The sequence below is a fragment of the Paraburkholderia sp. J12 genome (assembly GCF_905220215.1).
GTDB lineage: Bacteria > Pseudomonadota > Gammaproteobacteria > Burkholderiales > Burkholderiaceae > Paraburkholderia.
Genome location: NZ_CAJMZC010000012.1, coordinates 1 through 23985, shown reverse-complemented (window position 1 = coordinate 23985; position 23985 = coordinate 1). Strand labels below are relative to the sequence as shown.

Sequence of the window (23985 nt, the reverse complement as noted above, 5' to 3'; positions counted from 1 at the left end):
ATGCGATGTCCGCGCGCGAGTCGTCAACCGGCCAGCGGCGCGTCATTGCGCGAACGCGCCCGGCCACCCGACGATCTGCTTGGGGCGCGGCGGCGCATAGGTGCGCACCTTGGACGTGGTCAGCTTCAGGCGCACGAGCGATTCGGCGAGGGCGACCGCGGCCGACACGCCGTCGACGACGGGCACGCCCGTGCATTCCGCGATTTGCCGGTCGAGGCCGGCCATCCCGCCGCATCCGAGGCAGATCACCTCCGCGCGATCGTCCTTCACCGCACGCTGCGCCTCACCGACGATCGATTCGATCGCACGCGCCGGGTTCTGTTCGAGCTCGAGCACTGCGAGGCCGCTCGCGCGCACCGAGGCACAGCGTTCGCCGAGGCCTGCGAGCTTCAGGCGGTCTTCGATCAGCGGCACGGTGCGGTCGAGCGTCGTGACGACCGAGTAGCGATGCCCGAGCATCATCGCGACACTCGCTGCCGCTTCGGTGATATCGACGACGGGCACCGTCAACAGTTCCTGCAAGCCTTCGCGGCCGTGTTCACCGTAGCCGGCCTGGATCACCGCGTCAAACGGTTCGTCGTAGTGCAACACGCGATCCATCACGGCGACCGCCGCAAGGTAGCTCTCGAAGTTGCCCTCGATCGACTCGGCGCCGAAGCGCGGCGTCAGGCCGACGATCTCCGTGCCGGGTGACGCGACGGCCTGCGCCTGCGCCGCGATGGCGTCGGTGATCGAGCCGGTCGTGTTGACGTTGACTACCAGTATCCTCATCGGTGACTCCGTACGGTTCAGTGTTGAGCACAGGCGACCGCGATGGGCTCGCCGGAGCGCTCCTCGTAGTGTTGTTTGCGATCGGCCAGCAGCCAGTACACGCCGCCCGCAATGCCCGCGCCGAACAGCCACGAGAACGGCGTGATCGCGCCGAAGGCGGGCACGATGGCAAGCGCGATCGAGATTAGCGCGGACGGCACGAGCGCCGCGAGCGCCTTGCGGTTCACGCCGTGCGTGTAGAAGTAGGCGCCGTCCGGTGCTTCGGTGTAGAGATCGGGCACGTTCACGCGGGTCTTGCGCACGAGCCAGTAGTCGACCGTGATGATCCCGTACAGCGGACCCAGCAGCGCGCCAAGCCCGGACAGGAAATAGACGATCACGACCGGGGTGTTGTACAGATTCCAAGGCAGGATCAGCACGGCGACCGTGGCGCTGATCAGGCCCGCGCGGCGAAACGTCAGGCGCTGCGGCGCGAGGCTCGTCAACACGAATGCGGGCGCAACGAAGTTCGCCATGATATTCACGGCGACCGTGACGATCAGGAACGCGAGACAGCCGAGCACGAGGAACGGCTTGCTCGGCACCGCCGCAATGATCTCCGTCGGGCCGTGGATGATGTGGCCGTTCAACCTGAACTGCGCGCCGGCGAGCACGAAGCTGATCGTTGCGAACACAAGAATATTCACGGGCAAACCCCAGAAGTTGCCCACACGCACCGTTTTCGCACTCGGCGACGAGCGCGCGAAATCGCAGAAGTTGAGTGCCAGCGTGCCGTAGATCGCAAGCCACAGCGCACCGCCCGCGAAGACCTGCGTCCACATCTTCACGCCGGTGAGCGGCAGGCCGATCGACATGGCGAGATGGCCGCCCGTTCTGCTGAACATCCACGCGGCGAGCGACAGCGTGGTGACGAGGATCATCGGGCCGGCCAGCGCCTCGTACTTGCGGACCATCTCCATCCCGTAAGCAAGGATCCCGATCTGCGCGAGCCAGATCGCGGCGAATGTGATCCAGCCGAGCGACGAGAGGCCGAGAATCGCGTCCCGATCGAATGCGGCGAGGCCTGGCCAGATCGCGGTGAGCAGCACGCGCAGCACGACCGACGCGAGGTAGGTCTGAATGCCGAACCAGGCGACGGCGATGATCGCGCGGACCATGGCGGGAATCATTGCGCCGTAGATACCGAAGCTCATGCGGCTAATCACCGGAAACGGCACGCCGGTCTTCTGGCCCATATAACCCGTGAGGTTCATGAAGCCGTACACCAGTACCGCGCCGATCGCGAGCGACGCGAGCATCTGCCAGCCCGACAAGCCGAGTGCGAACAAACCGATCGCGAACGAGTAGTTGGCGATGTTGTGCACGTCGTTGGTCCAGAGCGCAAAGATGCTGTAGCGGCCCCACGTGCGGCCCTCTGCCCGGGTCGGTGCGAGATCGGCGTTGTACAGCCGCGGGCTCAGCGCGGGATCGTCCATGCCCGCTTCGGTTCGATGCAATGCGTCGGCCGCACCGGGTGCGATGTCCGGGAGAAAAGTTGAATCGAGTTGCACGTAGGTGTCTCCTTCCATGTGCAGAGCGCATGAACCGGCCGCGTGCACGCAGCTCTGGTTCAAACGCCGTGGACGTTATGCCCAGGATTTGCTGGCGAGTATGGAGGGGTGACGGGGCAATGGGAAATTAAATATTCAACTGGGGGGTATCGAGAAAGTGACTGGGGGTTCTGCGACGATGGCTTCGCCGGCCGCGTCGAACCCCAATCGTAGGGCACCTGGGCGATTTCGATAGGGGCGTGCGAAGTGTCCGACGGTAACATCGAATCGGATTCGGACGACACCGTTTGCCGTGGTCCAGTTCGTCGCGGGCTTCGTCGCGGAAGAGACCCATCAACGGGACGATGCAGCAGTAGCATGCCGTACTGACCATTGTTGACTTTTCCACGCCAACTCGCGATCTATACTTGTTGCGTTCGCCTTAGCGTGGCGTACATCGCAGTTTCGGAGAGCGGCGAACGGGCGTCCACTCTCCGGGTCCGCACCCTTCGTCCCGCCAACCGGCGGGATTTTTTTCGAGCCGCCCGTTCGTCGCCGAACGCATTCCGGATTGCCAGGCGAGCGTCGTGGCCGCCGTGATTCCATATCGCAATCCCAGCCATGCCCCCCTTGATCGTCGAATAAACATCCTCCTAAAGGAGGTAGCGCGATCGCTGCACCCTCAAACAAGTCATGAGCACGACCGGCCTCCAGAGCAGGAGACGATGCCCGCCGCGAGAGCCGAGCCTAACCATATCGCCAGTTGACACGTACCGAATCTATTACACCTCGCCAGTCACTCACATCGCGTCGGGAGCACCCAGCTAGAACCGTGTGCCGACGTGACAGCCGCCGGACGCAGCACCGTTGGCCGCCGATGCGCCGCAGCCGAACAAGCCGCAGCCGCCAAGCAGGGACGAGGCGCAAATGACTACCACTGCGATCAGGGACTTCGGGAGTTGCATCGGCATCGTCAATGATGGATTGGACCGGGTGCGAACATGAGCACGAGAACGACATGAAGGAATCCCCACGCGAACAGTATCGCGGCAACAAGGCCAGCCACTGCTGCGCGTAGCGTCCATCGAAACACGCGCCTGCCCGGCGTGGGCGCGTCTTCTCCAACCGGCTGCGTGCGAACCAGACCCTTCAGATCGCCGAGGCCAGCCGAGACATCATACCGCTGCGTCATTGCTGCTCCCTTGTTCGTGCGTTTCCCTGTACTGCTGGATCTGCCCTCTCAGGCACGTCATGAGCGGTTGGTGGTCCCTATGGGAGGCGGCCGCGGGGCGGCCCATTCGATGTGGATCTCAGGAGAAAAAAATCCCGTTCCTCGAAAAAGGAACGGGGTTCAAGGAGGCGCATGAAACTATGCACGGGCAGCCGTAGAACCTGCCCGCTTGCGAGATTAGCGCATCGGATACGGAGGGAATGTCAATTGTTGTCAATGCACTTCCCGGTCCCATTCATCGCCACACAGAACGGGAATTAATGTCGATGTCGGCAATTGCCTCAGCAATAGCCGATTCAAACAGTGACAATGATTGACAATAGGCAAAAGCGAACGACGTTAGACTTGTTATTGGGTGGCACCCCGGCCGCTCAATAATGTGTTGCACTCTCTTTTCCCACCCGTTTCGTTACTGGAACGGGTTTTTTTTGCCCTCCCGTTCCTGCGACCGGGTTCCGCCCTCTCTTCAGAGCAGGCTGACCCGACGCCACAGCCGCTGCAAGCCCGTCGCCTTGTGGACCCACGCGCGCCGCACCTCTACCATGAGTCTTGCCAGCGTTTTCTGCGTTTTCGACTGGAAGCGCACCCGGGCGAACGTTCGTCGCAGTTCCGCGGTACGTCCGCTCTCGACAGTCCCGCGATATGCCACGACAACGTCGCGCAACGCCCGATAGAAAGGACGCAACTCCATGCCCTGCGTGCTGTCGAGATAGCGTCGCATCGCGACGAGATCGTCTCCCAGCGCCGCGTCGATGGCAAGCCAGACCATGGCATCGGGCCGGCCGGGCTCCTTCGAATTAGATGCGGCGGAAACCTCGTGGGCCACGTCGATCATGCCCACGCTGCGCATCGCGATCGCGAGATTGTCCAGCGCCCACCATGGCGCGTCGTCTCGACGCCAATCGTGCATCCAGTCGATGGCTTCCCGAAAGCTGTCACCCGTCACCAGCCCATAGCTCACTTCTCCCCAATCCATGGGGTTGACGCGCATTACGGTCCCGTACCGTTCTACGATCATCGGCACAATGCCGTATCGCTTCTTTTGCGTAACAGTCCTGATGAATACTCTCTTTAGCCGGTTGTCCCGGTCGGCCTTCAGATAAGGCTCAAGCTGGTCGAAGAGCCCGGTGTCGGCCAGGTCGAACTCGCGTTCGAGCCAGTAGGCAATGGCTGGCTCGGATGCCTCGCCGTCGGCGCACGCATCACGAATCGCGTCCAGCAGCAGGCGCTTGCCGTGTCCCTTCGGCACCACCTTTGCGGCCTCGCCGAACATGCCGGCGGCCGCGGGCGCCGCGCGTACGATTTCGCGCAGCGGCTGGGGCATCCCGCCGGCAGAGTCGCTGGCCACGGCATAGCGCAATTCGCGCAGCGCGACGGCGACACCCGGAAAGCGCTCGCGCAGGATGCGCAAAACAGGCTGCGCTTCTTGCCATGTCCCTTGCAGCAGCAGGTCGGCCAGCGTGAAGCCGGCGAATGCGTAGTTGTGGTCGAGATCGAACGCGGTGCGCAGACTCTGGATCGCCAGCTCGATATCGCCGCGCTTGCGCAGCGCCTCGCCAAGGTGGCCATGCGCGATGGCCGTGCCCGGCGCGAGGCGGACCATTTCACGCGCCGCGCTCCGATACTCGTCGAGACGCGGCGTCGTGTTGAGCCAGTCGGCCAACTCCTGCCACAACGAAAAGTCGTTCGGTTCTTCGGCCAGCAACGCGTACATGTCGTCTATCGCTTCGCTCGCCTTTTGCTGCAGCCACAACGCACGCGGCGCATAGCGCCTGATCGCGGTCGGCGAACGTTCGCCCCACGGCGCTTCCCGCACTGCCTCGAGCACAGCGTCGAATTGCCTGAAGCGCAATAGCGCATTGAGCCGCGCGACATAAACGAGCTGATTGAGCGGCTCAAGGGCCGAGGCGCGCGCCAGTGCCGCGCTGGCTCTTTCGAGCGAGGTTTCGCTATCGGCGAGCCGGACCCAGCAGGTCACGTCGTGAGGATGGAGTTCCGCCACGCGCGTCGCGATGCGGAGCACCCGGTCGGTCTCGCCCCGCTCGCGCGTCCACGCGGACGCCAGCTGCCACGTCTCGATATGTTGCGGCCAGCGTTCGAGCGCGCGTTCGAGCGTATCGACAGCCTCCTCGCGGCGCGCCATCTTCCATAGCACCTTGCCACGCAGCGCGTGACAATCCGCGCTCTCCGCACTGCGCGACAGGGGCGAGTCGAGGAGCGCCAAAGCGGACTCCAGCTGTGCCGCGTCTGCCAGCGCCAGGTCGACGTACAGGCGGATCGCCCAGCCCCAGGCCGGCTCCAGCTGCAAAGCGCGGCGCACGGCCTCCCGGGCGTCGTGAGGCCTGCGCTGCATCGCCGCGATGCGCGCGAGTTCGTAGTGCAGCCGCGCCGTGAAAGGAAAGCGCTCGACCGCTTCTTCGAGTTGTGCCTGCGCGTCGGCCAGCTTGCCGTTTTCGATGCGATGCAGCGCCGGGACGAGCCACGCTTGCCAGAGTTCGGGCCGGCGGCCACGCAGCGCATCGAGCCGCGCTTCGAGTTCCTCGACGGACCAGCTGAACTTCGCGAGCGGCTGAAAGAGCAGCAGCGCGGCCCCTTGCGTCGCCTGCACGGAAAGCTGCGCCTCGATGAATTCGAGCGCAGCAAGCCGCTCCTCGTGCGAATTGCACGACGTCACGAGCATGTTGAACGCATACCCCTGATCGATCGAGCGCCGCAGTGCTTCGCGGCATTGCGCCTGCCCCGCTGCGATCTCCCCGACGCCGAAATGCAGGCTCGCCAGCACCGCATACGTATTCGCGTCTTGCGGCGCGAGCGACAGCGATTGCCGGGCCGCCTCCCAGGCTTCGGGCAGGCGCTGCTGGCTCGCCAGATTGGTGGCAAGCTCGCGCAACATGAACGCGTTTTTCCCGTTCAGCAAGAGTATGTGGCGCAACACGGCCTCACGCTCCTGCGGCGGATCGGCGGCCAGCCATTCGAGCAGCAGCGCGTGCAGTGCGATGACGGTTCGATGCTGTGCACAAGCCTCGCGCAGATAGTCGAGCACGGCGCGCCGTCCCGACCGCTGCGCGAGGATCTCGACAGCCTGGCGCCGCACGTCGTCGCGCAGCGGTTCCTGCTCGCAGGCGTCGGCAATGGCGGCCCATGCTTCGTCGAGCCGACCCTCGCGCAGCGCCAGCGCAGCCTCGACCCGCAGCCGGTCGATTGCCCGCGTGCGCCCCTGGGCGGCGAGCAGCACCTGACGCGCCTTTTCGACCTCTCCATGCTGAAGATACTTTTGCGCACAGAAGAGGCGGAGCGCTTCGTCGTCGGGTCGCTGCCGCAACGCGTCTTCGACCAGCGCGAACGCCTCGACCAGGCGTTCGAGATTCTCCAGTTCGCAATAGCAGGTCATCGTTGGGCCCGCCGACCGCGCACCTAGCCGCTGCTGGCGCGCCGCCAGCCAGGTCAGCCCTTGCTCGACCTCTCCGAGTGCGCGGCACGCGCGGGCATAGGCCGACGCAAAGTCCTCCTGCATGTCCGCGAGGCACGCAGCCACCCGATAATGCTCGCGGGCGTGGCGCCGGTCGCCCGACAACCACAGCACGTTCGCCATCGCCCGCCACGCGTGTGCATCGACAGGATTCTGGCGGAGCGCGCGTTTGAGCACCCGGTCGGCTTGGCCGAGTTCACGCGCATCGTCTGTTTGCAGCATGGCAAGACGGGTGAGAAGCGGCGCATTGCGCGGATGGAGTTGCACGCCGCGCTCGGCCAGATCCAGAACCTCGGCACGTGAGCCCACCGGTCCCAGCCACTGCTGCCGTTGCAGCAGCAACTCCGGCCGCTCGCCGAAGCGCTCGATCAAACGCTCAAGGAGGGCCAGCGCAGCCGTTGCATCGCCGTCGTAGCATGCGAGGCTGCGCTGGCTCCAGAGCGTCAACCAATGGTCGGACGCGCATTGCTGTTGCTGTTGCTGTTCAACAGCGGCCTGCGCGGCATCGCGATCGTGCTGATTGAGCGCACGCATCACCGCGTGGTAGTCGTCCCACTCGCTGGCGTCGGGCAATGTCACGCCCGCAATGCGGTGCGCCTCCTCCGGCGGCAACATCACCATGCCGCGCGGGCCGCTCGCACGTTGCGCCTCGAATAGCGCATCGGCATCGAACTCTGTGTGGATGCGATGCGTCGGGTCGCGCAGCAGCAGCGTGCGGCGCAGCGTGTCATAGCCGATCACGGCCTGGAGGTGACCGGAATCCGTATTCTGGGTCGTGAGGGCAAAGGGCACGCCCGCGTCGAGGAGCGCCGTTGCAACCTTCCAGTCCACCGTAAATTCACGGGTGAGAAAACCGTTGCGCTCGCTCCAGGCGCGTTCGCTGTGCGTGGGCGTGCCGTCGTAACAAATCTGCCCGGCGATCTCCAGATGCTTCGCCGGGCGCCCCCAGAATTCGCTGAGCGCGCTGAGCGTAGCCGGTGAGCAAGTCATGTGATGCTGGCGCACGAAGCCGACGTCGAGCAGCACGCGACGCGGTGCTTCGCCCTCGGTCAGGTCGTCGATGCGTGCGGCGGTTGCGGTATGAAACGGGTCGGCTGCGGCGATGCAGTGTGCCCTCGCCTCGGTATAGCGCTCACGGGCGAGCAGATTCGCCGCGCTGGCCTGCTCGAACCAGATCCGGCGCACCCGGTCGGCGTACGGCGAATACGTGCGGCTTCGATCGAGCGCCTGCCCTGCCTCGTCAAAACGCCGATGCTCGGTCAAGAGGCCGAACAACTGTATCTCGAGGTCGGCATTCTGCATGACGGTGCTCGCGCGTTCGAGCAGCGCGATGGCCGCTTCGTCCTCGTCGGTCATCGAAAGCAGATGTGCGAGCGCCTGAACCGCCGAACGGTAGTTCGGGTCGAGCGCAAGCGCCTTGCGCGCTGCGTCGATTGCCTCGTCGTAACGGTCCTCCAGCGCGAGGCCATAGGCGTATTCGACCCAGATCCACGGTGAATCCGGCATGAGTTCCCGCGCACCGGCAAAGAAACACCCGGCACTTTCCCAGTCCCGGAAGCCAGCCGCAATACTGCCACGCAATGAATGCCACTCTGCAACGCAGGTGGCCGATGCGCCGGCGGGAAGCGTCCTTTCGCCGGTCCAGCGCCAGGCATGATAAAGCCCGCGCCGCTCGCCCAGAATGCGCGCGTAGCCGAGCATGGCCTCGGGATGTTCAGGAAATTGGCGCCAAAGCTGGATATCGATGGCCCGCGACCGACTGCCGTTGCCGAGATGGCGAACGACACGAGAGAACAGAACCTGTGCCTCGACGCTCGCGTCCTTTTTCAAGGCTTCGAGCAGCGGCAGCGCGGCGTAGCTGTTGCCACGATCGGCGAGAGTGGTGACGTGCTCCTTCAGGTTGAGCTCAACGGCGTGATTCATCAGGTTTCCAGGCGCGAATCGAGAAAAATAATGGTGACTATCGCATCGGGCCAGTTTTCCCCAAAATCCAGGGATGGCCATCCACCCAATATAACGGCTCGATTTCTTGAGAAATTGAGGGGTGGCTATGCGAATCGTCTAAAATTCGAAATCGCCAGGAGCTTTGCGCCCGGCCGTTCGTTACGTTCGTTATCCGGTGACGGAGCCTGTATGTTGCTGTCGATCCGGCTCATTAGCGTTCCCTCGTCATACCCTCGCCTCTGTTGGTACCAACCCATCAGGTTTGCGGTCATCGGCTGTCGTAGAAAGCCATGTCGCCGATCGCTTTTCGGTCTTCTTCGCTTAGCCGCCCCAAGGCAAATGGCGTCAATTCGATGAGTATCTCTTTGAGAGGAAGCTCATCGCGAGTCACCAGATCAAGCAGGTGTTTCTTCACGAGTTCGTCCGAAACGCACTTTTCAATTAAATCGCTCAGAAGCCTTCTCAGTTCTTCCACGGTCATTTTTTCGGCACCACAGTCACGTCGTCAGATTGCATCGTTATGCCGCGAATAACTGAGCGGTCGACATGGAACTCATGGGTCTGCCTCGCGTATTGGCTACGCCGGCACCCCTTGCATTAGCCTAAAGGGAAACAGGGGCGCAATATTGTCAACAAATGACACGAGCCCCATCGCACTTCTTGCCGCCATCAAGGGGAATAAATTCGGAGCGGCGCCGATACTACGAATGTCGCCAGACCATCTATCACATCGGTTGCGATAGTGCGGCCGAGCAGATGGGGATCTGAACAATGCGGACGGCTGCTGACTGCGAAGCATCAATCGCAGATTGGGCACCCGCACTTTGACAATAATTCAAAATATTGGGTTTAACCGCAGATAAAATTGAGCTGTACATTCCATTCCGGAATGTATGCCAGTCCATGGGAGGATGACTCTATCCGAGTTCCCATGTTTGCGTCCCGCCTTGGTGCGGGACCTTTTTTTCGGGGTGCAACATTGATGGACTCCACCCTCCCGCCACACCGCGCTCTGGCTGCAACCCTCAAACGTCGCTAGTCTACAAGGCCGCCTGCCGGGGCATCATGCCACTGCCCGGCAGGGGCGAGAGCCGGCCGGAACGAACGAAGCGCTCCAGTCTTTCCCATGCTTCCACGTAACGATACTTCGGCACAGAGCCGACGATTTCATCGCTACGTCGCAACACCTGTTCGATCGCCGGCAGCACCTCCTCCGGAAGATGCCATCCTCGCTTTTCACTCGCAGCACGAATGCACCGATCCAGGGTGACTTCTGCCTGGCGAAAATCCGCAAGCTCTGCCTCCGTACAATCCCGCTCAAGCAGGTAATACGTCATGTAGAGAACCCGCAAGAGCGCCACCATCGTTTCGGTTGTGCCGTGGCCGCTACGCATCGTCGCGAGCGCGAGGTGATTTTCGAGAGAAATACTTCGTACGTTGCTCCCCGGCAGAGGCAACAACATCTCTTTCGTACGCGGCATGCGAGTTTTATTTTTCATGGCATCTCACCCGCGCGCCTGGCCTCCTCGAGCATGCGGGGAGCAGCGTCCCCGTGCAATTCATGCAGGATAGCAGCCAGCAGGCCCTTCTGATCCCACTCCATGCAGATATCCTGGCAATAAGGTCCGGCCGGATAGCTTCGTGGCACGTTGAGCCACGCGCAAGCATTCACGATCTTCCAAAGAACGCCATTAACCGCTTCTCTCGTGCTTGCATGCCGGTGACCGAGCGTTGGCATCGCATCGAACAACGTAAATAGCGGCCTGATACGATGCCACTGTTCATGGGTCAGATCGTGAGATGTGTGCTGCGATGGGCCGGGTGCAGATACGAGGGCGATAGCGGGACATTTCATGGCGCGTCCTGATCGTGCAATGCGAAGGTCCGTGTCTGGAGACAAAATGAACAGGCGTGGCCAAGCATAGGAAGCTATACCAGACAGACGTCGAAGAACTGCCACGTATCGAGATTAGCCCATTCGTTGATATACGAATGTCAACCCTTGTCAACCGATACAATAAGGAAAACTATTTAATTTTCCGGGAAACCCGGAGTACCGGAATCACGCTGATATGACTACTCCTCAAAGCAATAAGTAAGCCGATATCGCTAGAACTGATGTCTCACGCCCGCGGCAAGCCCAAGCTGCGTCGACTTTACTGCCGACCCCAAGGCATTCGCACCCTGTAGCTGCGCGCCAATCAGATCCCCTCTGTACAAACTGTAGTCACCTTCCAGGTAAACATCGGTACGCCGCGACAGGCTGTAGTCCGCAACGAGCTGGAACTGCGATGCGGTACCGTCGAGATCGGTCGTCTTGCCCGATTGCCATGTACGCCAATAGTTAAGCGAAAAGTGCCACGTCGTACTGACGGTTTGCGTAATCCCTGCCGTCATCATTCGGCGCGAACTGAAATCAAGATATTTAAGCGCCATTAGCTCTTCCTGCGTGAATGGGCCATTCAGGTACGAGCTAAATCCGGGATCGAGCCGGTTCTCGTAATACCCTGCGTGGAACTGCGTAGCATCCCATGTGTAAGAGCCGCCCGCAGTCCAGAGCTTCGCAAGCGATCCGTTCGTCGAGTCCCGGATCGCCGAGTAAGCAGCAGCGAGACTCACGGGGCCGCCAGGCAACCAGCCCAAACCGAAAGCCATCTGCGAACCATACGAAGTATGACCGGCATCCCCCCCGAAGGCGTAAGACGCTTCACCGGTCAGGCTCCCCAACCGTATCGCGTACTTCGCCAGATTGCTGGTCCAGATGCCGGCCGTCATTGTCAGCTCAGGCTGGAACGAATTCGAATAGGGAATCCACGGGTTGGATGCATAAACCTTCGTTACGGTGTCGACCAGGGTATTCGTCTGTCGACCCAAGGTCAGTTGCCCGAGCGTCGCAGAACGGAGCCCGACAAACGCCGTATTCCAGAATGGGAGCGCCGGGTCGGATTGCCCGGAGCCAGAAAAAAACCGGTTCTCAATGCGGAAAATTGCGGACACGCCTTGCCCGATGTCCTCGACACCCCGGATACCCACCTCACTCTCCGACATTCCCCCCGTTCCCATTTCCACGAGCGAATTGCCGGTAGAGCTCGCGTTCGTCAGGTAGCGAACGTTCGAGTCAATCACCCCATACAGTGTCACACTCGATTGGGCAAAGGCACCCGTGGAGAGGATGATCAGGAGCGGTCCAGCCAGATGCGCATTTTTCAACTTGTCGCCTCTTCACATGAAAATTGGCGCCGGCCAGGTACAACACAAGCCCGTTGCGGCCAACCTGGATGTCGATTAGACGTCGCATACCGCACTGCACAATAGCATTCCTAACAGACTGACTGAGGTGACATCATGACCGCCCTGCTTTTAACCTGCCCGGGCGTGGAACTGCACCCAACACCCAATCGCAGTTTTGCAGCCGCCAACACTACCGCGGGCCGAAGCCGGCTCCAACGCGGAATGGACACGAACTAACGTCGGTACAAGCATACTGACCGTAACCGCGATAAAAGCTGCAGCGCACGCAAGGCGAATAATCTTGTCGAGCTGATGTATACGGCTCGGTCTATTGGGAAAAATCGCGTTCAAGATCTTCAATTGATCGTATCGAGCATGGGTGCCTACGGTTAGCATGATTGCCATGTCAGAATCGATGACACTTCGTTCTCCAGAAGAACGGAAGATCGATCACGCTCTCAGGATAGCCGCCCTGCCTCGCCTCGAGCTAGTCGATCGAGCTGCCGCTGAGCGACGAGCTTATCGTGACTCACTGTCATCGGGCAGTGCTTTCACAGACTCCTTGCAGTTCGCCCGCCGATACTCGGAAGGCGTCTGGCCAAAGTGCTCCCGAAATACCGTCGCAAAGTTTGCCGCGCTGGTAAAGCCCGTCTCGTCCGATATGGCATTGATAGCGAGCGATGTTTCAGCAAGAAGACGCGCCGCGAGTTTGAGACGCCTCTCACGCAGATATTCGAATGGAGATTTGCCGATATTCTTGCGAAACGCACGAGAAAGCCGCTTCTCATTGGTTCCGAGAAGCTTCGCAAGATCGTCCAATGTCGGCGGATCATGCAAATGGGACAGCAGATAGTCAATTGCCGCCTGCACGAGTGGCCCATCTGACGTGCCGCCCAGTTCCACTTCGACGTCCGTCCGGACAGGCCTCGCTCTTCTAAGATGCACCTGGATTCGCGCGACAACTTCAGCCGGCTCGAACGGCTTGATCACGTAGTCGACGGCGCCGGCACCCAACCCCTCCAGGCGCTTGTCCAGGTCGCTCAGTGAACTCAGGAAAATGACCGGGATCTCACGGGTGTCCGAGTTGGCCGCCAGCAGCCGGCATGCGGTGAAACCATCCATGCGGGGCATTCGAATATCCATCACGACCAGGTCGGGCTTGCCGGCGAGCGCGCGTTGGTAAGCCTGCATACCATCCATGGCGACACTGATCCTGAATCGGGCGCCTCGCAGGGCCTCAATGAGCAGTCGCAGCTCATCCGGGTTGTCATCTACAAGAAGAATATGAGTATCGGCGAACATGTCCAACGAACCTAATCGGGCCAACCCCTGCTTGTCAGCATAATCCGTAATCGAGCGAAAACAAAGACCCGCCCCGGCCGGCAGGACGCGGCCGCCTTTCGCTGTGCCCGGCCGCAACAGGCTCGAAGGAAGTCGGCGCGTGTCGATCACAAAGTCGTCACCAACGCCCGGCAGACGACTGGAACAACGTCGACTCAAATGCGGCGGCCCAATCGGCTCGGAAAACCCAACTCCCGATGTCGCCGTGAAAACCGCGAGATATTCTGAGCGCCAAGCGCGAGGAAATATTCATTTGACCCCCAAGAGCTCTGTCTGACCAGAGTGGCCATTTTCTCGTGCGTTGCCGGGTTATCGTGCGAGCGCTCCGCCTACCGTCACCGTGTCCGAATATGACGGCATATTACGAGCGGCTTCTGATCTACAATTAGCAGCACTCACTTAATAGCACTACCTGTCGTTCCACAGAAAAGTGCATTGCTTCGATTTCCTGATCTACCTGCGCAACGGCTCATGAATCCGCGGCGGATACTAGCACTCATCCTGAATAATTTTTGTCAATTTTTGCAAAAACCCCTCAACTTCCCGACCTCCTCGCGCATTCAAAAAAATTCACAAATAACCTGGAGTCGAAATGCAAAAATTACGAACCACACGCAAAAAATACGAATTCCGATCGATATGCCCGATCAACCACCCAAGTCACTGACTTATCGTTGATCGGGTATGTGAACATGCCAGCAAATCGCCCAACCTGAAACCAGGAGACCGGTTCGGCATGTGCAACGAACGAGGACCCAAAGTTGGCGATAATTCTTTCGCTCGAAGACGACCGTAGCCAAGCGGAATTTCTCGAGCTGACCTTACAAGACGATGGACACGAGGTGCGGTCTTTTCAACGGGGTGCCCAGGCAATTCGCTACCTGGAAAGCGAAACGGTCGATCTATTATTGCTCGACTGGCAGGTACCCGATATCTCCGGCCTCGATGTTCTCGGTTGGGTGAGGCACCGTATTGGGCGTGAAATGCCCGTTCTTTTCCTCACCAATCGAACGCGGGAGGACGAGCTGGTGCTCGCCCTGAACGCCGGCGCGGACGATTACATGATCAAGCCGGTGCGGCCGCGAGAGCTACTCGCCCGCGTTCATTCGCTGTTGCGCAGGGCTTATCCCGATGCGGGGCCGCACGGACGCCCGCTGGAAGTCGGTCGCTACCGCATTGATCTGGGCCGACGCTTCATTCTTCTGGGCGATGAAACTCTCGAATTAACCCCAAAGGAATTCGATCTGGCAGCGCTGCTTTTTCGGAACATGGAGCGTGTCATGCCACGCGATACGCTCATCACGAGAATCTGGGGGCGCGAACCGGACAAGGTCTCGCGAAGCCTCGACACACACATTCATCGCCTGCGTACCAAGCTTCGGTTGGGGCCGGAAAATGGCGTGCGTCTGCGTGCGATCTATACGCACGGCTATCGCCTCGAACTCGTGCATGACCCCGTCCCAGGTCAGCCGTCCACAACGCCTTCTTGAGTGCGGCACAGGCGGTTCAGCGGCCCACAAGCAGGAACGCTTCTCCGCACTGGTTTCAGGTGGTTTCAACGGGCGGATTCATCGTCCTCCACCGTGACGGCGACGCTCAGATCGTGCTTCACGCCACCACCGTGAATGATGCCGCGCAGCGGTGTGACATCGGAATAGTCCCGCCCAATCCCCAAGGTGACGTAATCCGAGCCGGGGGCACGGTTGTTCGTCGGATCCAGCTCCATCCAGCCACCGTCGTCTTTCCACAAGGGATCGTACACGGCCACCCAGGCGTGAGACGCATCTGCCCCAATCAATCGAGGACAACCCGGAGCCGGATAGGTCATCAGATAACCGCTCACATAGCGGGCGGCCAGGCCGATGGAACGCAACGCTCCAATCATGACATGGGCAAAGTCCTGGCATACGCCGCGACGAAGTGCGAGTGCGTCGAGCGCGGTAGTTTTCACATCCGTGGCACCGGGTGAATATTCGAAGTCCGTATGAATGCGCCCCATCAGGTGCCATGCCGCCTCCAGAAGCGGCCGGCCAGGCGTAAAGCTCGCTGCGGCGTAACGCGCAAGATCGGAATGACATGGCACGAACGGCGACGGAAAGATAAATTCGCTGGCCCGATCGAACGGCCTCGTTCCGCTATACGCAAAGCGTTGCCGAACTTCCTCCCAGGAAGACAATCCGCACACCGAAGTCGAAGCGGGCGCCGACGTTGTTCGACACGCGAAATCGTCGGTAGCGAACGAGGTGTGAACCCCGACGGTGCTCACGGTCCGAACCGAGAGATGATCGTGCGGCCGATCAATCGCAAACTGAATACGATGATTTCCAAAGGCGTCAAGCATAGACGTCATCGCATCCGGCCGGGGGTCAATCTCAATGGCGAAATTCAAGAGCTTCTGACGCAGCTGCTCAACCGGCCTCAACCACGCCACGTGTGACGCGTATTCGACTCTCCCTTCATAGCGATATCCGGTTTCGTGCGTCACACGCAAAACGCGATACGGGGGAGATTCGCCCTGTTTAGACATTCACTACCTCAACTCTCTTTCAGCGTCTTTCAACTCGACAAGGATCTGTCCGCCGCCGAGGCATGGGTAAAGTACCGCTCGCCAATACGATCGGACAACTGCCATGTCGACGCGAGGCACTCACGCACCCGTCCAATGAGATTCCCATATTGTCCATCTGCGTCCTTTGCACACAGATTCTGCAACGACCAGTCGCGCGGGTCAGGGACCGTCCGGGCGATGTCGCCAAGCGCGTGATTGTCCCCCAGCTCCATCCGCGATAGTCGAGCGCGCAATGTCCGTGCTACCCAGCCCAGCGAGCGTGGATTGTCCGCGTCGAGCACAAGCAATTCCACCAGCGGCGCGACGTCAAAGCGGCGCTGGAAACGGGACAGATACGTGACCACGCTGTCGAACAGTTCGAGCGTGAGTTCAAAGCCGTCCGGTCCATCAATCGCCCTGAATTCCAACGCGCTGGAAAGCGTGTGAGCCAGATAAGAAAGACGATCGATGTTTCGGCCCACGGACAATAGTCGCCAGCCGTTGTCCCGTGTCATATGGTCGGTCTGCTCCCCGGTAATCGCCGTGAGATAAAGCTTGAGCTTCTCAAGTGCGTTTATCACTCCGCCCATGCCCAGCGAGTCGTCGTCCCCGACCTCGTCTCCAAACCGGACCGCCAGTTCGGACGCGTTGTGAATCAATTGCCAATGCTGGGTTGAAAGCCGCTCCCGGATCGCGCGTGCGGCTTCGCGCATCCCCGTCATGTTGAAGACCAGGCCCGGACCGCCGTTACGGCTCCCTTTCAACGAAGCGACGAGTCGATCGCGAATCGCGTCGGGCGCCGGCGCCCCGCTGGTCTCCCGGATCATTCCGTTCTCGCGACATAGCTGCCAGATCAACTCCAGATGCGAAGCGTCCCGAGGCGTCGTGTGGCCATCGAGGCGTCCGATCGCGGCGAGCGCCAGTCGTACGCAGTTGACGGCGCGCTCCGTATAACGACCCAGCCAGAACAGATTCTCGGCCGCCCGGCTCGATACCGTGGTGCTGGGCGAACCGAACGTCTCCGCTCCCGCCTCCTGTTGCTGCGCTGCCGCGACTACCGACTCGCGATCCGATAACACCCAGGTGTCGATACTGACTCTCTCGTCCAGGCGCCAGGCATCGGGCGTCACGCCTGCGGGGCACACATGCGACAGGCCGCCGGGAATAACGCGCCAGGACTTCGGGCCGTCCGCCACGGCATATACGCGCACTATCGTCTGACGTGGCTCCAGCATTCCGTATTGCCCGTCGTCCTCGCGATCTTCACGCCAAAACGGTACCCACTGAGCACACGGGGGTTCCTGTAGCAAATAATCTGCTGGCCGCGCGTCAATCCGCGCCGCCCATCGATCCAGTTCGTACTCGGTCAGCTGCGCACACTCCACCGGTTCGAACCATTGATTTTCATGGCCACTCCTCCCATAACTTGACTTGATGATATGAGCGCGCAGGGACGGCCGCATTCCTGGCCACGTTTCCTCATGCCCGCACCAGTGCGTCGGCACACTCCCGAGACTCAGAGGTTCACCCAGCACCCGCTCGCCGAGACGGGGTAGAAATGAGAAAAGCCCCGGCGACTCCAGAAACGTCGACCCCGGCGCGTTAGCGACAATGACTCGTCCAGCCCGAACAACCTGCACGATCCCTGGCACTCCGGGCGCAGCGCAAGGCCATGACTCCAGCGGATCGATGCTCAGATCGCACTGCATCTGCAGCACGATACCGACCGGTTCGAGGCCCACAATCGTCTTCAGATAAAGTCGATTGTCTCGCACAGTAAGGTCGCCGCTTTCGACTAACGTCAAGCCGAGATAGCGTGCGAGATAGGCATGCTCGCAATACATGCGATCGCGTGAACCTGGCGTCAGCAGCACCGCTCTCGCGTCCGCGTTCGACGGACTCAATTTCCTCAGCCCACGTAACAATGCCCGATAGCTCGCCGCTACATGCTGTACATGCAATGCGCTAAAAGCGTCGGGAAATAAATGCGACGTCGCCAGCCGGTTTTCCAGCAGATACCCCAGCCCGGACGGGTGATGAGTGTGCTGCGCCAGAACGCGCCACCTCCCATCCCGGCTCTTGACTACATCGAAGGCGACGAGATACAGCCACATGTCTCCAACGGATCGCACGCCCCGCATCGCCCGCATATATCCGGGGTGCCCCGTCACGAGCGCCGGTGGAAGCAGCCCTTCTTGCAGCAACTTCCCGTCGCCATACGTGTCCTCCAGAATTGCATCGAGCAGGCGTGTTCGCTGCAGCACGCCCTTTTCCAGAAGACCCCAATCCGCCGATGCAATCATCATCGGGAGGACTCCGGGCGACCAAACCGCATCGTTTCGCGTGTCGCCATCAGTACCAAAGGGAGGCACGATTCCGCTCTGCGTCACCCTCTGCTGCAATTCGACGTACGCAGCCGCTAACGACGACACGCCACCCGCTTCGGAAAAACGAAAAAACTCCTGCCACACAGGAAAAGGCACTGCACAGCGACCATCGGGATCATTCCCGATCAGGTCGCCGATACGCTCGACATCTTTCATTACTTAAAGCTCTGCAATCCGTATCTTCTCTGCAAGCATGACATCCTCAATCGAAGTTGTAGCAACCGGCGATTTCGGCGCTAAGACGATTATTGTCTGCTATGAAGTCCGTGAGAAATTCGTGCAATCCGCCCCGGAACAGGCAGTCGACGGAGCTCCCGGCCAGCCGTTTCAGCATGGCGGCCGCGACACGATGACAAGGATGGGAAGCCCCGTGACCGGCGGCCAGTTGCTGGAGATTTTCGCTCACCCCTTCGTAGCAAAAACGCAGGGAACGGGGCATACGCTGGTTCAGAATGAGGAAATCGGCAACATTGAGCGGGCGGTATTGCGCGTCGTACACCCATCGATATGACCGATGCGCCGCCACCGAACGCAACAGGGACTCCCACTGATAGAAGTCCAGCGACGTACCGACATGCGCGACGGAGGGCAACAGAAGGTGATACTTGACGTCCAGGATGCGCGCGGTGTTATCCGCACGTTCGATATACGTTCCGATACGGATGAAATTAAAAATTTCATTGCGCAGCATCGTGCCGCTGAACGTACCGAGAATAAGCACCGACTGTCGCTTGATGGTATCGATGATCTCGGTCAATTCAGCCGCACGCACCGGCTCGGCCAGCACGCGTTTCACGATCATCCACGCTTCGTTCACTCCCTCCCATACCTCCCGCGTGAGCGCAGTTCTGACCATGCGGGCGTTTTCTCTGGCTCGCTCGAAGCACAGCAGGACGCTGGACGGATTGCTCCGGTCGCGCAGGAGATAGTCGGCCACGGAATCTACGGTACAGGCGGCATGCTTGCTGCGAAATCCTTCCTCGACGCCGGAGCTCACGACCACCGACGACCAGTCGCTGCCCGCATCCTGGCTTCGTGTAAGCGCCATGCGCAGTCCGACATCGACGATTCGCGCGGTATTTTCGGCCCGCTCGATATAGCGGCTCATCCAGTACAGGCCACTGGCGGTTCGTCCGAGTAACATAGGTATTGACTCCTGGCTTTAGTATGAATCGAACGGGTCAGTCGGCCAGCACCCAGGTGTCTTTCGTTCCACCGCCCTGACTCGAGTTCACCACCAGGGATCCTTCCTTCAGGGCAACGCGCGTCAGTCCGCCCGGCGTCACACGAATGCGCTGGGAAACCAGAACGAAGGGGCGCAAGTCGACATGCCGTGGCGCCAGCCCGCTTTCAGTCAGAATGGGAATGGTCGACAAAGCGAGCGTGGGTTGGGCGATGTAATTGCCCGGGTTCGCGCGCAGCCTGGCTGCGAAGGCCTCGCGTTCCGCAGCAGACGCTGCCGGACCGACCAGCATTCCATACCCGCCGGACCCATGCACCTCCTTCACCACCAGTTCGCCGAGATTGGCAAGGACATAAGCCAGACTGTCCTTTTCCGCGCAACGCCAGGTCTGCACGTTCTCCAGTATCGCGGAGCGCCCGGTATAGAACTTGACGATTTCCGGCATATAGGAATAGATGGCCTTGTCGTCCGCGATGCCGGTTCCAGGCGCGTTTGCGATCGTAATGTTGCCCGCCCTGTACACATCCATGATTCCCGGCACGCCCAGTACCGAATCGCGCCGGAAAGCCAGCGGATCGATGAAGGCATCGTCGATGCGGCGGTACAGGACATCGATGGGGCGAAATCCCTCCGTGGTGCGCATCGCAACGCGACCGTTGACGACTCGCAGATCACTGCCCTCGACGAGATGGACACCCATCTGGTCCGCAAGAAACGAATGCTCGTAATACGCCGAATTATGAATGCCAGGCGTGAGCACGGCGATGGTCGGGTTGTCCGACGCTACGCCCTGCGGGCACACTTCCGAGAGCGACTGACGTAGCAGTTGAGGATACGTTTCGATCGGCTGCACCTTCACGCGCTGGAACAATTCCGGAAATAGCTTCATCATCGTCTCCCGGTTCTCGAGCATGTAGGAGACACCGGAGGGCGTGCGTGCGTTGTCTTCCAGGACGTAGAACTGATTCTCGGCCGTGCGCACGATATCGATCCCGATGACGTGCGTGTAAACGTTGCCGGGCGGTCGAAATCCGATCATCTCCGGGAGAAATGCCGCATTCTGCGCGATGAGTTCAGGCGGCACGATGCCCGCTCGTACAATCTCCTGGCGATGGTAGACGTCGTCGAGAAACATGTTGATCGCCGTTACGCGCTGCTCGATACCTGCCGCCAGTCTCGTCCACTCCGCGGATGAAATGACACGCGGGATGATGTCGAACGGAATCAGGCGCTCCGTCGCCTGCTCGTCCCCGTACACGGCGAACGTGATTCCGGTTCTACGAAAGACCGCCTCGGCGTCGGACGTCTTTTGCGCCAGATATGCGGGATTCTGCGCGCCCAGCCATCCCATGAGCTGCGTATAAGGCGGCCGTACATCGGTTCCAGACACAACCATTTCATCAAAGGGATTCAAATTGCCTACTCCTCATCCGGAGGGGACGATTAGTCCATTGGTGTCATTCAACAGGGGATTTTTAGCGCCAGGCGTTGCAGGACTGCCAGAAGTCAGAAGCCCGTTCTTCCCAGAAGCATTTCCGCCCGCTCGATATCGCCGTCAAACGGATGGCCGCTCCCTATGCGATCTTCGAGGGTAAATGCCAGCCTGTAGATCGGACCGAAGTTCTCCTTGCTTTCCAGATCGGTGTACAGCCGAACAAGGCGCTCCGCGAGCTTCTTGAGATATTCAATTTCCGTAGTTATTTTCAAATCATCGCTCGATTATTTTTAATTAAAAAGAAATTCAATTTTTTCGACCAAACAACCGGGATCTCACAACCAATAAATCTAGAATTAGCACCAGAGTCTCTTCCGACCGCGTGGTTACGCTCCGCAACGGCCCAAATTCTCAAGCAATTTCTGTTTTAATTAACCGAATATGCATAGAAATTTAACCGATACAAAAGAAATAGATTGTGAAGCATTGTCAACCATTCCGCATACCATTTCATCAGTCTCCCTATCCATTCCGGGAGCCCGTCAATAAACGGTAACAATTCATCCAGCCAGCCTTGAAGTACTGCTCGACGTTTGTCTGCACCACTCACGCTCCATTCAATACGCATTGTCAAATTGTTAAAAAAATGCCTGCAGCATTAAATCATCCGCTTATTCCCTCAATTTGACTTTTGTTCACAAATTTAACGGCATCCAGTAATTGAAAAAATTTTTTAACTTTGTATGCTCAATCACAGACAGCAACAAGTTTGCGGAGTGAACGTCCAACAAAGTCATCGATATATAGTTAGTTTTCCATATCAATACGGGATGGCTGGCTTCGAGTTGGCACGCCAGCTACGTCGGAGGTGTCATGAGCGCTTTCAACGTTGTGCGGACCAGCCGTACCACGGCTTTCGTCTACCTTTTCAGTCTCCTCGGTCTGGCTAGCACGCCCGTGCGCGCCGCCTTAGGGGACCCGGCCTCGACACCGAGCGGCGCTACCGTGCGCACACTCTCCGGAACAATGGCACAGGTCATCAGCTACACCGACGCCAACAACACCACAATCGACGAATACGTGGCAACGTCAACCGGAAAGGCATTCGCCTACCGGTGGAATGGCCCTGTACAGCCCGATCTCGACTCCATTCTCGGACGCTATGCCGCCACCTGGCGCGACACAGCTTCCCGCGCCGGCGAAATGCGTAATGCGCGGGTAACGGCGGCTGGCGTCGTCGTCGAAACCGGCGGGCATATGCGCGGTTACGCGGGACGTGCCTGGCTGCCGTCGGCGCTGCCCGCAGGCATGAGTGAAGGAGACCTGCAATGAACGGCCGGCCCGGTGGCGCCACGCGGTTCGTTGCTGCAATGTTTTGCACCATGCTTCTCTCCACAGTTGGCGCATGTGGCGGTGGTGGCGGCAGCGGATCGAATACCGCGGTGACGAATGCCAGTCCAGGTGCCGCGTCCACAGTCGCGCCCGCAAGCTCGGCAACGTCGGCCAGTGCACCGGTGGCCACCAGCACCCCGACCACCGTATCCCAGTCGGCCACACCCAACGTCGTGGCAGTCACCGTCGGCCCTACGCCCACGCTAACGCTCAACATGCTGACCACGAGCGTCACCGTGTGCGCTCCGGGTACGAGCAACTGTGCAACCATCGACAACGTCCAGGTCGACACAGGCTCACAAGGCTTGCGCTTGCTTGCCTCCGCTTTGCCCTCCAGTCTGGTGCTGCCCGCCGTGCCGGCAGGCTCTGGCTCGGCGGCGGCCGGCGAATGCGCCGTTTTCGGCACCGGGTACAGTTGGGGCGCCGTACGCCTTGCGGATGTCAAACTCGCCGGGGAAACCGCAACGTCGCTACCCATCCAGGTCATCGGCGACCCCTCTTTCCCCGCCACACCCAGCAGTTGTGAAAGCAGCGGCATCGCCATGAACAATGCCACCACCTTGCACGCGAACGGCATCCTGGGGGTGGGACTCTTCAACTCGGACTGTGGACTGGGCTGCGCCTCTCAGGCCATCTCGCCGTGGTACTACGCCTGCCCGTCTAGTGGCTGCGCACCCAGTTCCCAACCACTGGCGCAGCAAGTCAGCAATCCCGTTGCCGCCTTTAGTGCGGACAACAACGGCGTCGTGATCGACCTGCCCGCAATCGGAGCGGACGGCGCCTCTTCAGTGAGCGGCACGTTGACATTCGGCATCGGCACGCAAGCGGATAACCAGCTTGGTTCGGCGACGGTCTTGCATGCCAATGCTTCGAACGGCTTCGTGACCACCACCACCTCGGATGGAACGGTCTACCCCGTGAGCTATCTGGATAGCGGTGCGAACGGCCTGTTTTTTTCCAGCAGTGCCTTCACGCTCTGTGGCGACTGGTTCTGTTCGAGCGCAACGCAAAACCTGAATGCGACCATCACCGATATCGACAACACGAACGTTTCCATTAACATGAGCGTGGTCAGTGTACAAACACTGTTGGCCTCCAGTAATTGGGCATTCAACGACCTCGCCGGCTACAACGGCAGCATCTTCGCGTGGGGTTTACCGTTCTTTTACGGGCGACGGGTTTATGCCGCCATCGATAACCAGACAACTCCCGCGGGAAATGGTCCCTTCTTTGCCTTCTGAGGATAGAGTACGCGAAGTTTCCGATGATCCAGCGCGGGGTGCCGTTACTTCAATCTTCCGCGGGGACTAACGCAGCGGCCGCTTCATCAGGTCATCCAGCAAGGCGGCATAAGTCGCGACCACCTGCGGGTTGTCGGGCAAGTGACGTCCGATCAACGTGCGCTGTCGCTCGCGATACCAGCCAGCCTGGCTGTCATGCGTGGTGATAGCCTCAACCAGTCGGCGTGCACCGGCCTCCACATTGCTGCTTTCGTAGTAGTAGCCCAGATCCGGGCAGAGCGAC

17 protein-coding genes are annotated in these 23985 nt (G+C 60.1%); 3 read left to right on the top strand and 14 right to left on the bottom strand.

Annotated features, from left to right (window positions below):
* Positions 1–42: 42 nt before the first annotated feature.
* From U5760_RS23050 to U5760_RS23020, 8 genes are all read right to left on the bottom strand, one after another.
* Entirely contained in the window at positions 43–771 is a 729-nt protein-coding gene (locus U5760_RS23050) for an aspartate/glutamate racemase family protein (RefSeq protein ID WP_322014613.1), read from the bottom strand.
* A 17-nt stretch (positions 772–788) separates the two neighbouring features.
* Positions 789–2339, bottom strand: a complete 1551-nt coding sequence (locus U5760_RS23045; protein WP_322014612.1) for an NCS1 family nucleobase:cation symporter-1 — start codon at positions 2337–2339, stop codon at positions 789–791.
* 1658 nt (positions 2340–3997) lie between these two features.
* Positions 3998–8923 carry a tetratricopeptide repeat protein gene (locus U5760_RS23040; RefSeq protein ID WP_322014611.1) on the bottom strand — a complete coding sequence of 1642 codons (4926 nt, stop codon included), beginning with the start codon at positions 8921–8923 and terminating at the stop codon, positions 3998–4000.
* Between the two features lie 289 nt (positions 8924–9212).
* Complete coding sequence (locus U5760_RS23035; protein WP_322014610.1) at positions 9213–9425, bottom strand: hypothetical protein; 213 nt, start codon at positions 9423–9425, stop codon at positions 9213–9215.
* Positions 9426–9984: 559 nt separating this feature from the next.
* Positions 9985–10443, bottom strand: coding sequence for a hypothetical protein (locus tag U5760_RS23030; RefSeq protein ID WP_322014609.1), 459 nt, complete (start codon positions 10441–10443; stop codon positions 9985–9987).
* Entirely contained in the window at positions 10440–10799 is a 360-nt protein-coding gene (locus tag U5760_RS31710) for a transposase (protein WP_415914158.1), read from the bottom strand. Before U5760_RS31710 ends, U5760_RS23030 begins: the two co-directional genes overlap by 4 nt.
* A 254-nt stretch (positions 10800–11053) precedes the next feature.
* Entirely contained in the window at positions 11054–12154 is a 1101-nt protein-coding gene (locus tag U5760_RS23025) for a porin (RefSeq protein ID WP_322014608.1), read from the bottom strand.
* Positions 12155–12694: 540 nt separating this feature from the next.
* Positions 12695–13477 carry a response regulator gene (locus tag U5760_RS23020; protein ID WP_322014803.1) on the bottom strand — a complete coding sequence of 261 codons (783 nt, stop codon included), beginning with the start codon at positions 13475–13477 and terminating at the stop codon, positions 12695–12697.
* A gap of 800 nt (positions 13478–14277) precedes the next feature.
* Here U5760_RS23020 and U5760_RS23015 point away from each other — a divergent pair.
* Positions 14278–15006, top strand: a complete 729-nt coding sequence (locus tag U5760_RS23015) for a response regulator transcription factor (RefSeq protein WP_322014607.1) — start codon at positions 14278–14280, stop codon at positions 15004–15006.
* Between the two features lie 65 nt (positions 15007–15071).
* On the opposite strand, the gene U5760_RS23010 is transcribed toward U5760_RS23015, so the two are convergent.
* From U5760_RS23010 to U5760_RS22990, 5 genes are all read right to left on the bottom strand, one after another.
* Positions 15072–16043, bottom strand: a complete 972-nt coding sequence (locus U5760_RS23010; RefSeq protein WP_322014606.1) for a transglutaminase family protein — start codon at positions 16041–16043, stop codon at positions 15072–15074.
* A 29-nt stretch (positions 16044–16072) separates the two neighbouring features.
* A complete protein-coding gene (locus tag U5760_RS23005; protein ID WP_322014605.1) occupies positions 16073–18607 on the bottom strand; it encodes a circularly permuted type 2 ATP-grasp protein in 2535 nt (844 codons plus the stop codon).
* A 46-nt stretch (positions 18608–18653) separates the two neighbouring features.
* Positions 18654–19595 (bottom strand): alpha-E domain-containing protein, encoded by a 942-nt coding sequence (locus U5760_RS23000; protein ID WP_322014604.1) that lies wholly within the window; start codon positions 19593–19595, stop codon positions 18654–18656.
* A 37-nt stretch (positions 19596–19632) separates the two neighbouring features.
* Positions 19633–21030 (bottom strand): circularly permuted type 2 ATP-grasp protein, encoded by a 1398-nt coding sequence (locus tag U5760_RS22995; RefSeq protein WP_322014802.1) that lies wholly within the window; start codon positions 21028–21030, stop codon positions 19633–19635.
* 110 nt (positions 21031–21140) lie between these two features.
* Positions 21141–21341 (bottom strand): hypothetical protein, encoded by a 201-nt coding sequence (locus U5760_RS22990; RefSeq protein WP_322014603.1) that lies wholly within the window; start codon positions 21339–21341, stop codon positions 21141–21143.
* A gap of 601 nt (positions 21342–21942) precedes the next feature.
* Between U5760_RS22990 and U5760_RS22985 the strand changes: the two genes are divergently transcribed.
* A complete protein-coding gene (locus U5760_RS22985) occupies positions 21943–22401 on the top strand; it encodes a DUF2844 domain-containing protein (RefSeq protein WP_322014601.1) in 459 nt (152 codons plus the stop codon).
* Positions 22398–23702, top strand: a complete 1305-nt coding sequence (locus U5760_RS22980) for a DUF3443 domain-containing protein (protein WP_322014600.1) — start codon at positions 22398–22400, stop codon at positions 23700–23702. The genes U5760_RS22985 and U5760_RS22980 overlap by 4 nt, the downstream gene beginning before the upstream one ends.
* A gap of 66 nt (positions 23703–23768) precedes the next feature.
* On the opposite strand, the gene U5760_RS22975 is transcribed toward U5760_RS22980, so the two are convergent.
* A partial coding sequence (locus U5760_RS22975; RefSeq protein WP_322014599.1) for a DUF2827 family protein occupies positions 23769–23985 on the bottom strand: 217 nt, incomplete at its 5' end.

Bases quoted from the DNA above. Each gene is read 5' to 3' on its own strand.
- U5760_RS23050 (WP_322014613.1), bottom strand. From the start codon at position 771: ATGAGGATACTGGTAGTCAACGTCAACACGACCGGCTCGATCACCGAC.
- U5760_RS23045 (WP_322014612.1), bottom strand. From the start codon at position 2,339: ATGGAAGGAGACACCTACGTGCAACTCGATTCAACTTTTCTCCCGGAC.
- U5760_RS23040 (WP_322014611.1), bottom strand. From the start codon at position 8,923: ATGAATCACGCCGTTGAGCTCAACCTGAAGGAGCACGTCACCACTCTC.
- U5760_RS23035 (WP_322014610.1), bottom strand. From the start codon at position 9,425: ATGACCGTGGAAGAACTGAGAAGGCTTCTGAGCGATTTAATTGAAAAG.
- U5760_RS23030 (WP_322014609.1), bottom strand. From the start codon at position 10,443: ATGAAAAATAAAACTCGCATGCCGCGTACGAAAGAGATGTTGTTGCCT.
- U5760_RS31710 (WP_415914158.1), bottom strand. From the start codon at position 10,799: ATGAAATGTCCCGCTATCGCCCTCGTATCTGCACCCGGCCCATCGCAG.
- U5760_RS23020 (WP_322014803.1), bottom strand. From the start codon at position 13,477: ATGTTCGCCGATACTCATATTCTTCTTGTAGATGACAACCCGGATGAG.
- U5760_RS23010 (WP_322014606.1), bottom strand. From the start codon at position 16,043: ATGTCTAAACAGGGCGAATCTCCCCCGTATCGCGTTTTGCGTGTGACG.
- U5760_RS23005 (WP_322014605.1), bottom strand. From the start codon at position 18,607: ATGAAAGATGTCGAGCGTATCGGCGACCTGATCGGGAATGATCCCGAT.
- U5760_RS23000 (WP_322014604.1), bottom strand. From the start codon at position 19,595: ATGTTACTCGGACGAACCGCCAGTGGCCTGTACTGGATGAGCCGCTAT.
- U5760_RS22995 (WP_322014802.1), bottom strand. From the start codon at position 21,030: ATGGTTGTGTCTGGAACCGATGTACGGCCGCCTTATACGCAGCTCATG.
- U5760_RS22985 (WP_322014601.1), top strand. From the start codon at position 21,943: ATGAGCGCTTTCAACGTTGTGCGGACCAGCCGTACCACGGCTTTCGTC.
- U5760_RS22980 (WP_322014600.1), top strand. From the start codon at position 22,398: ATGAACGGCCGGCCCGGTGGCGCCACGCGGTTCGTTGCTGCAATGTTT.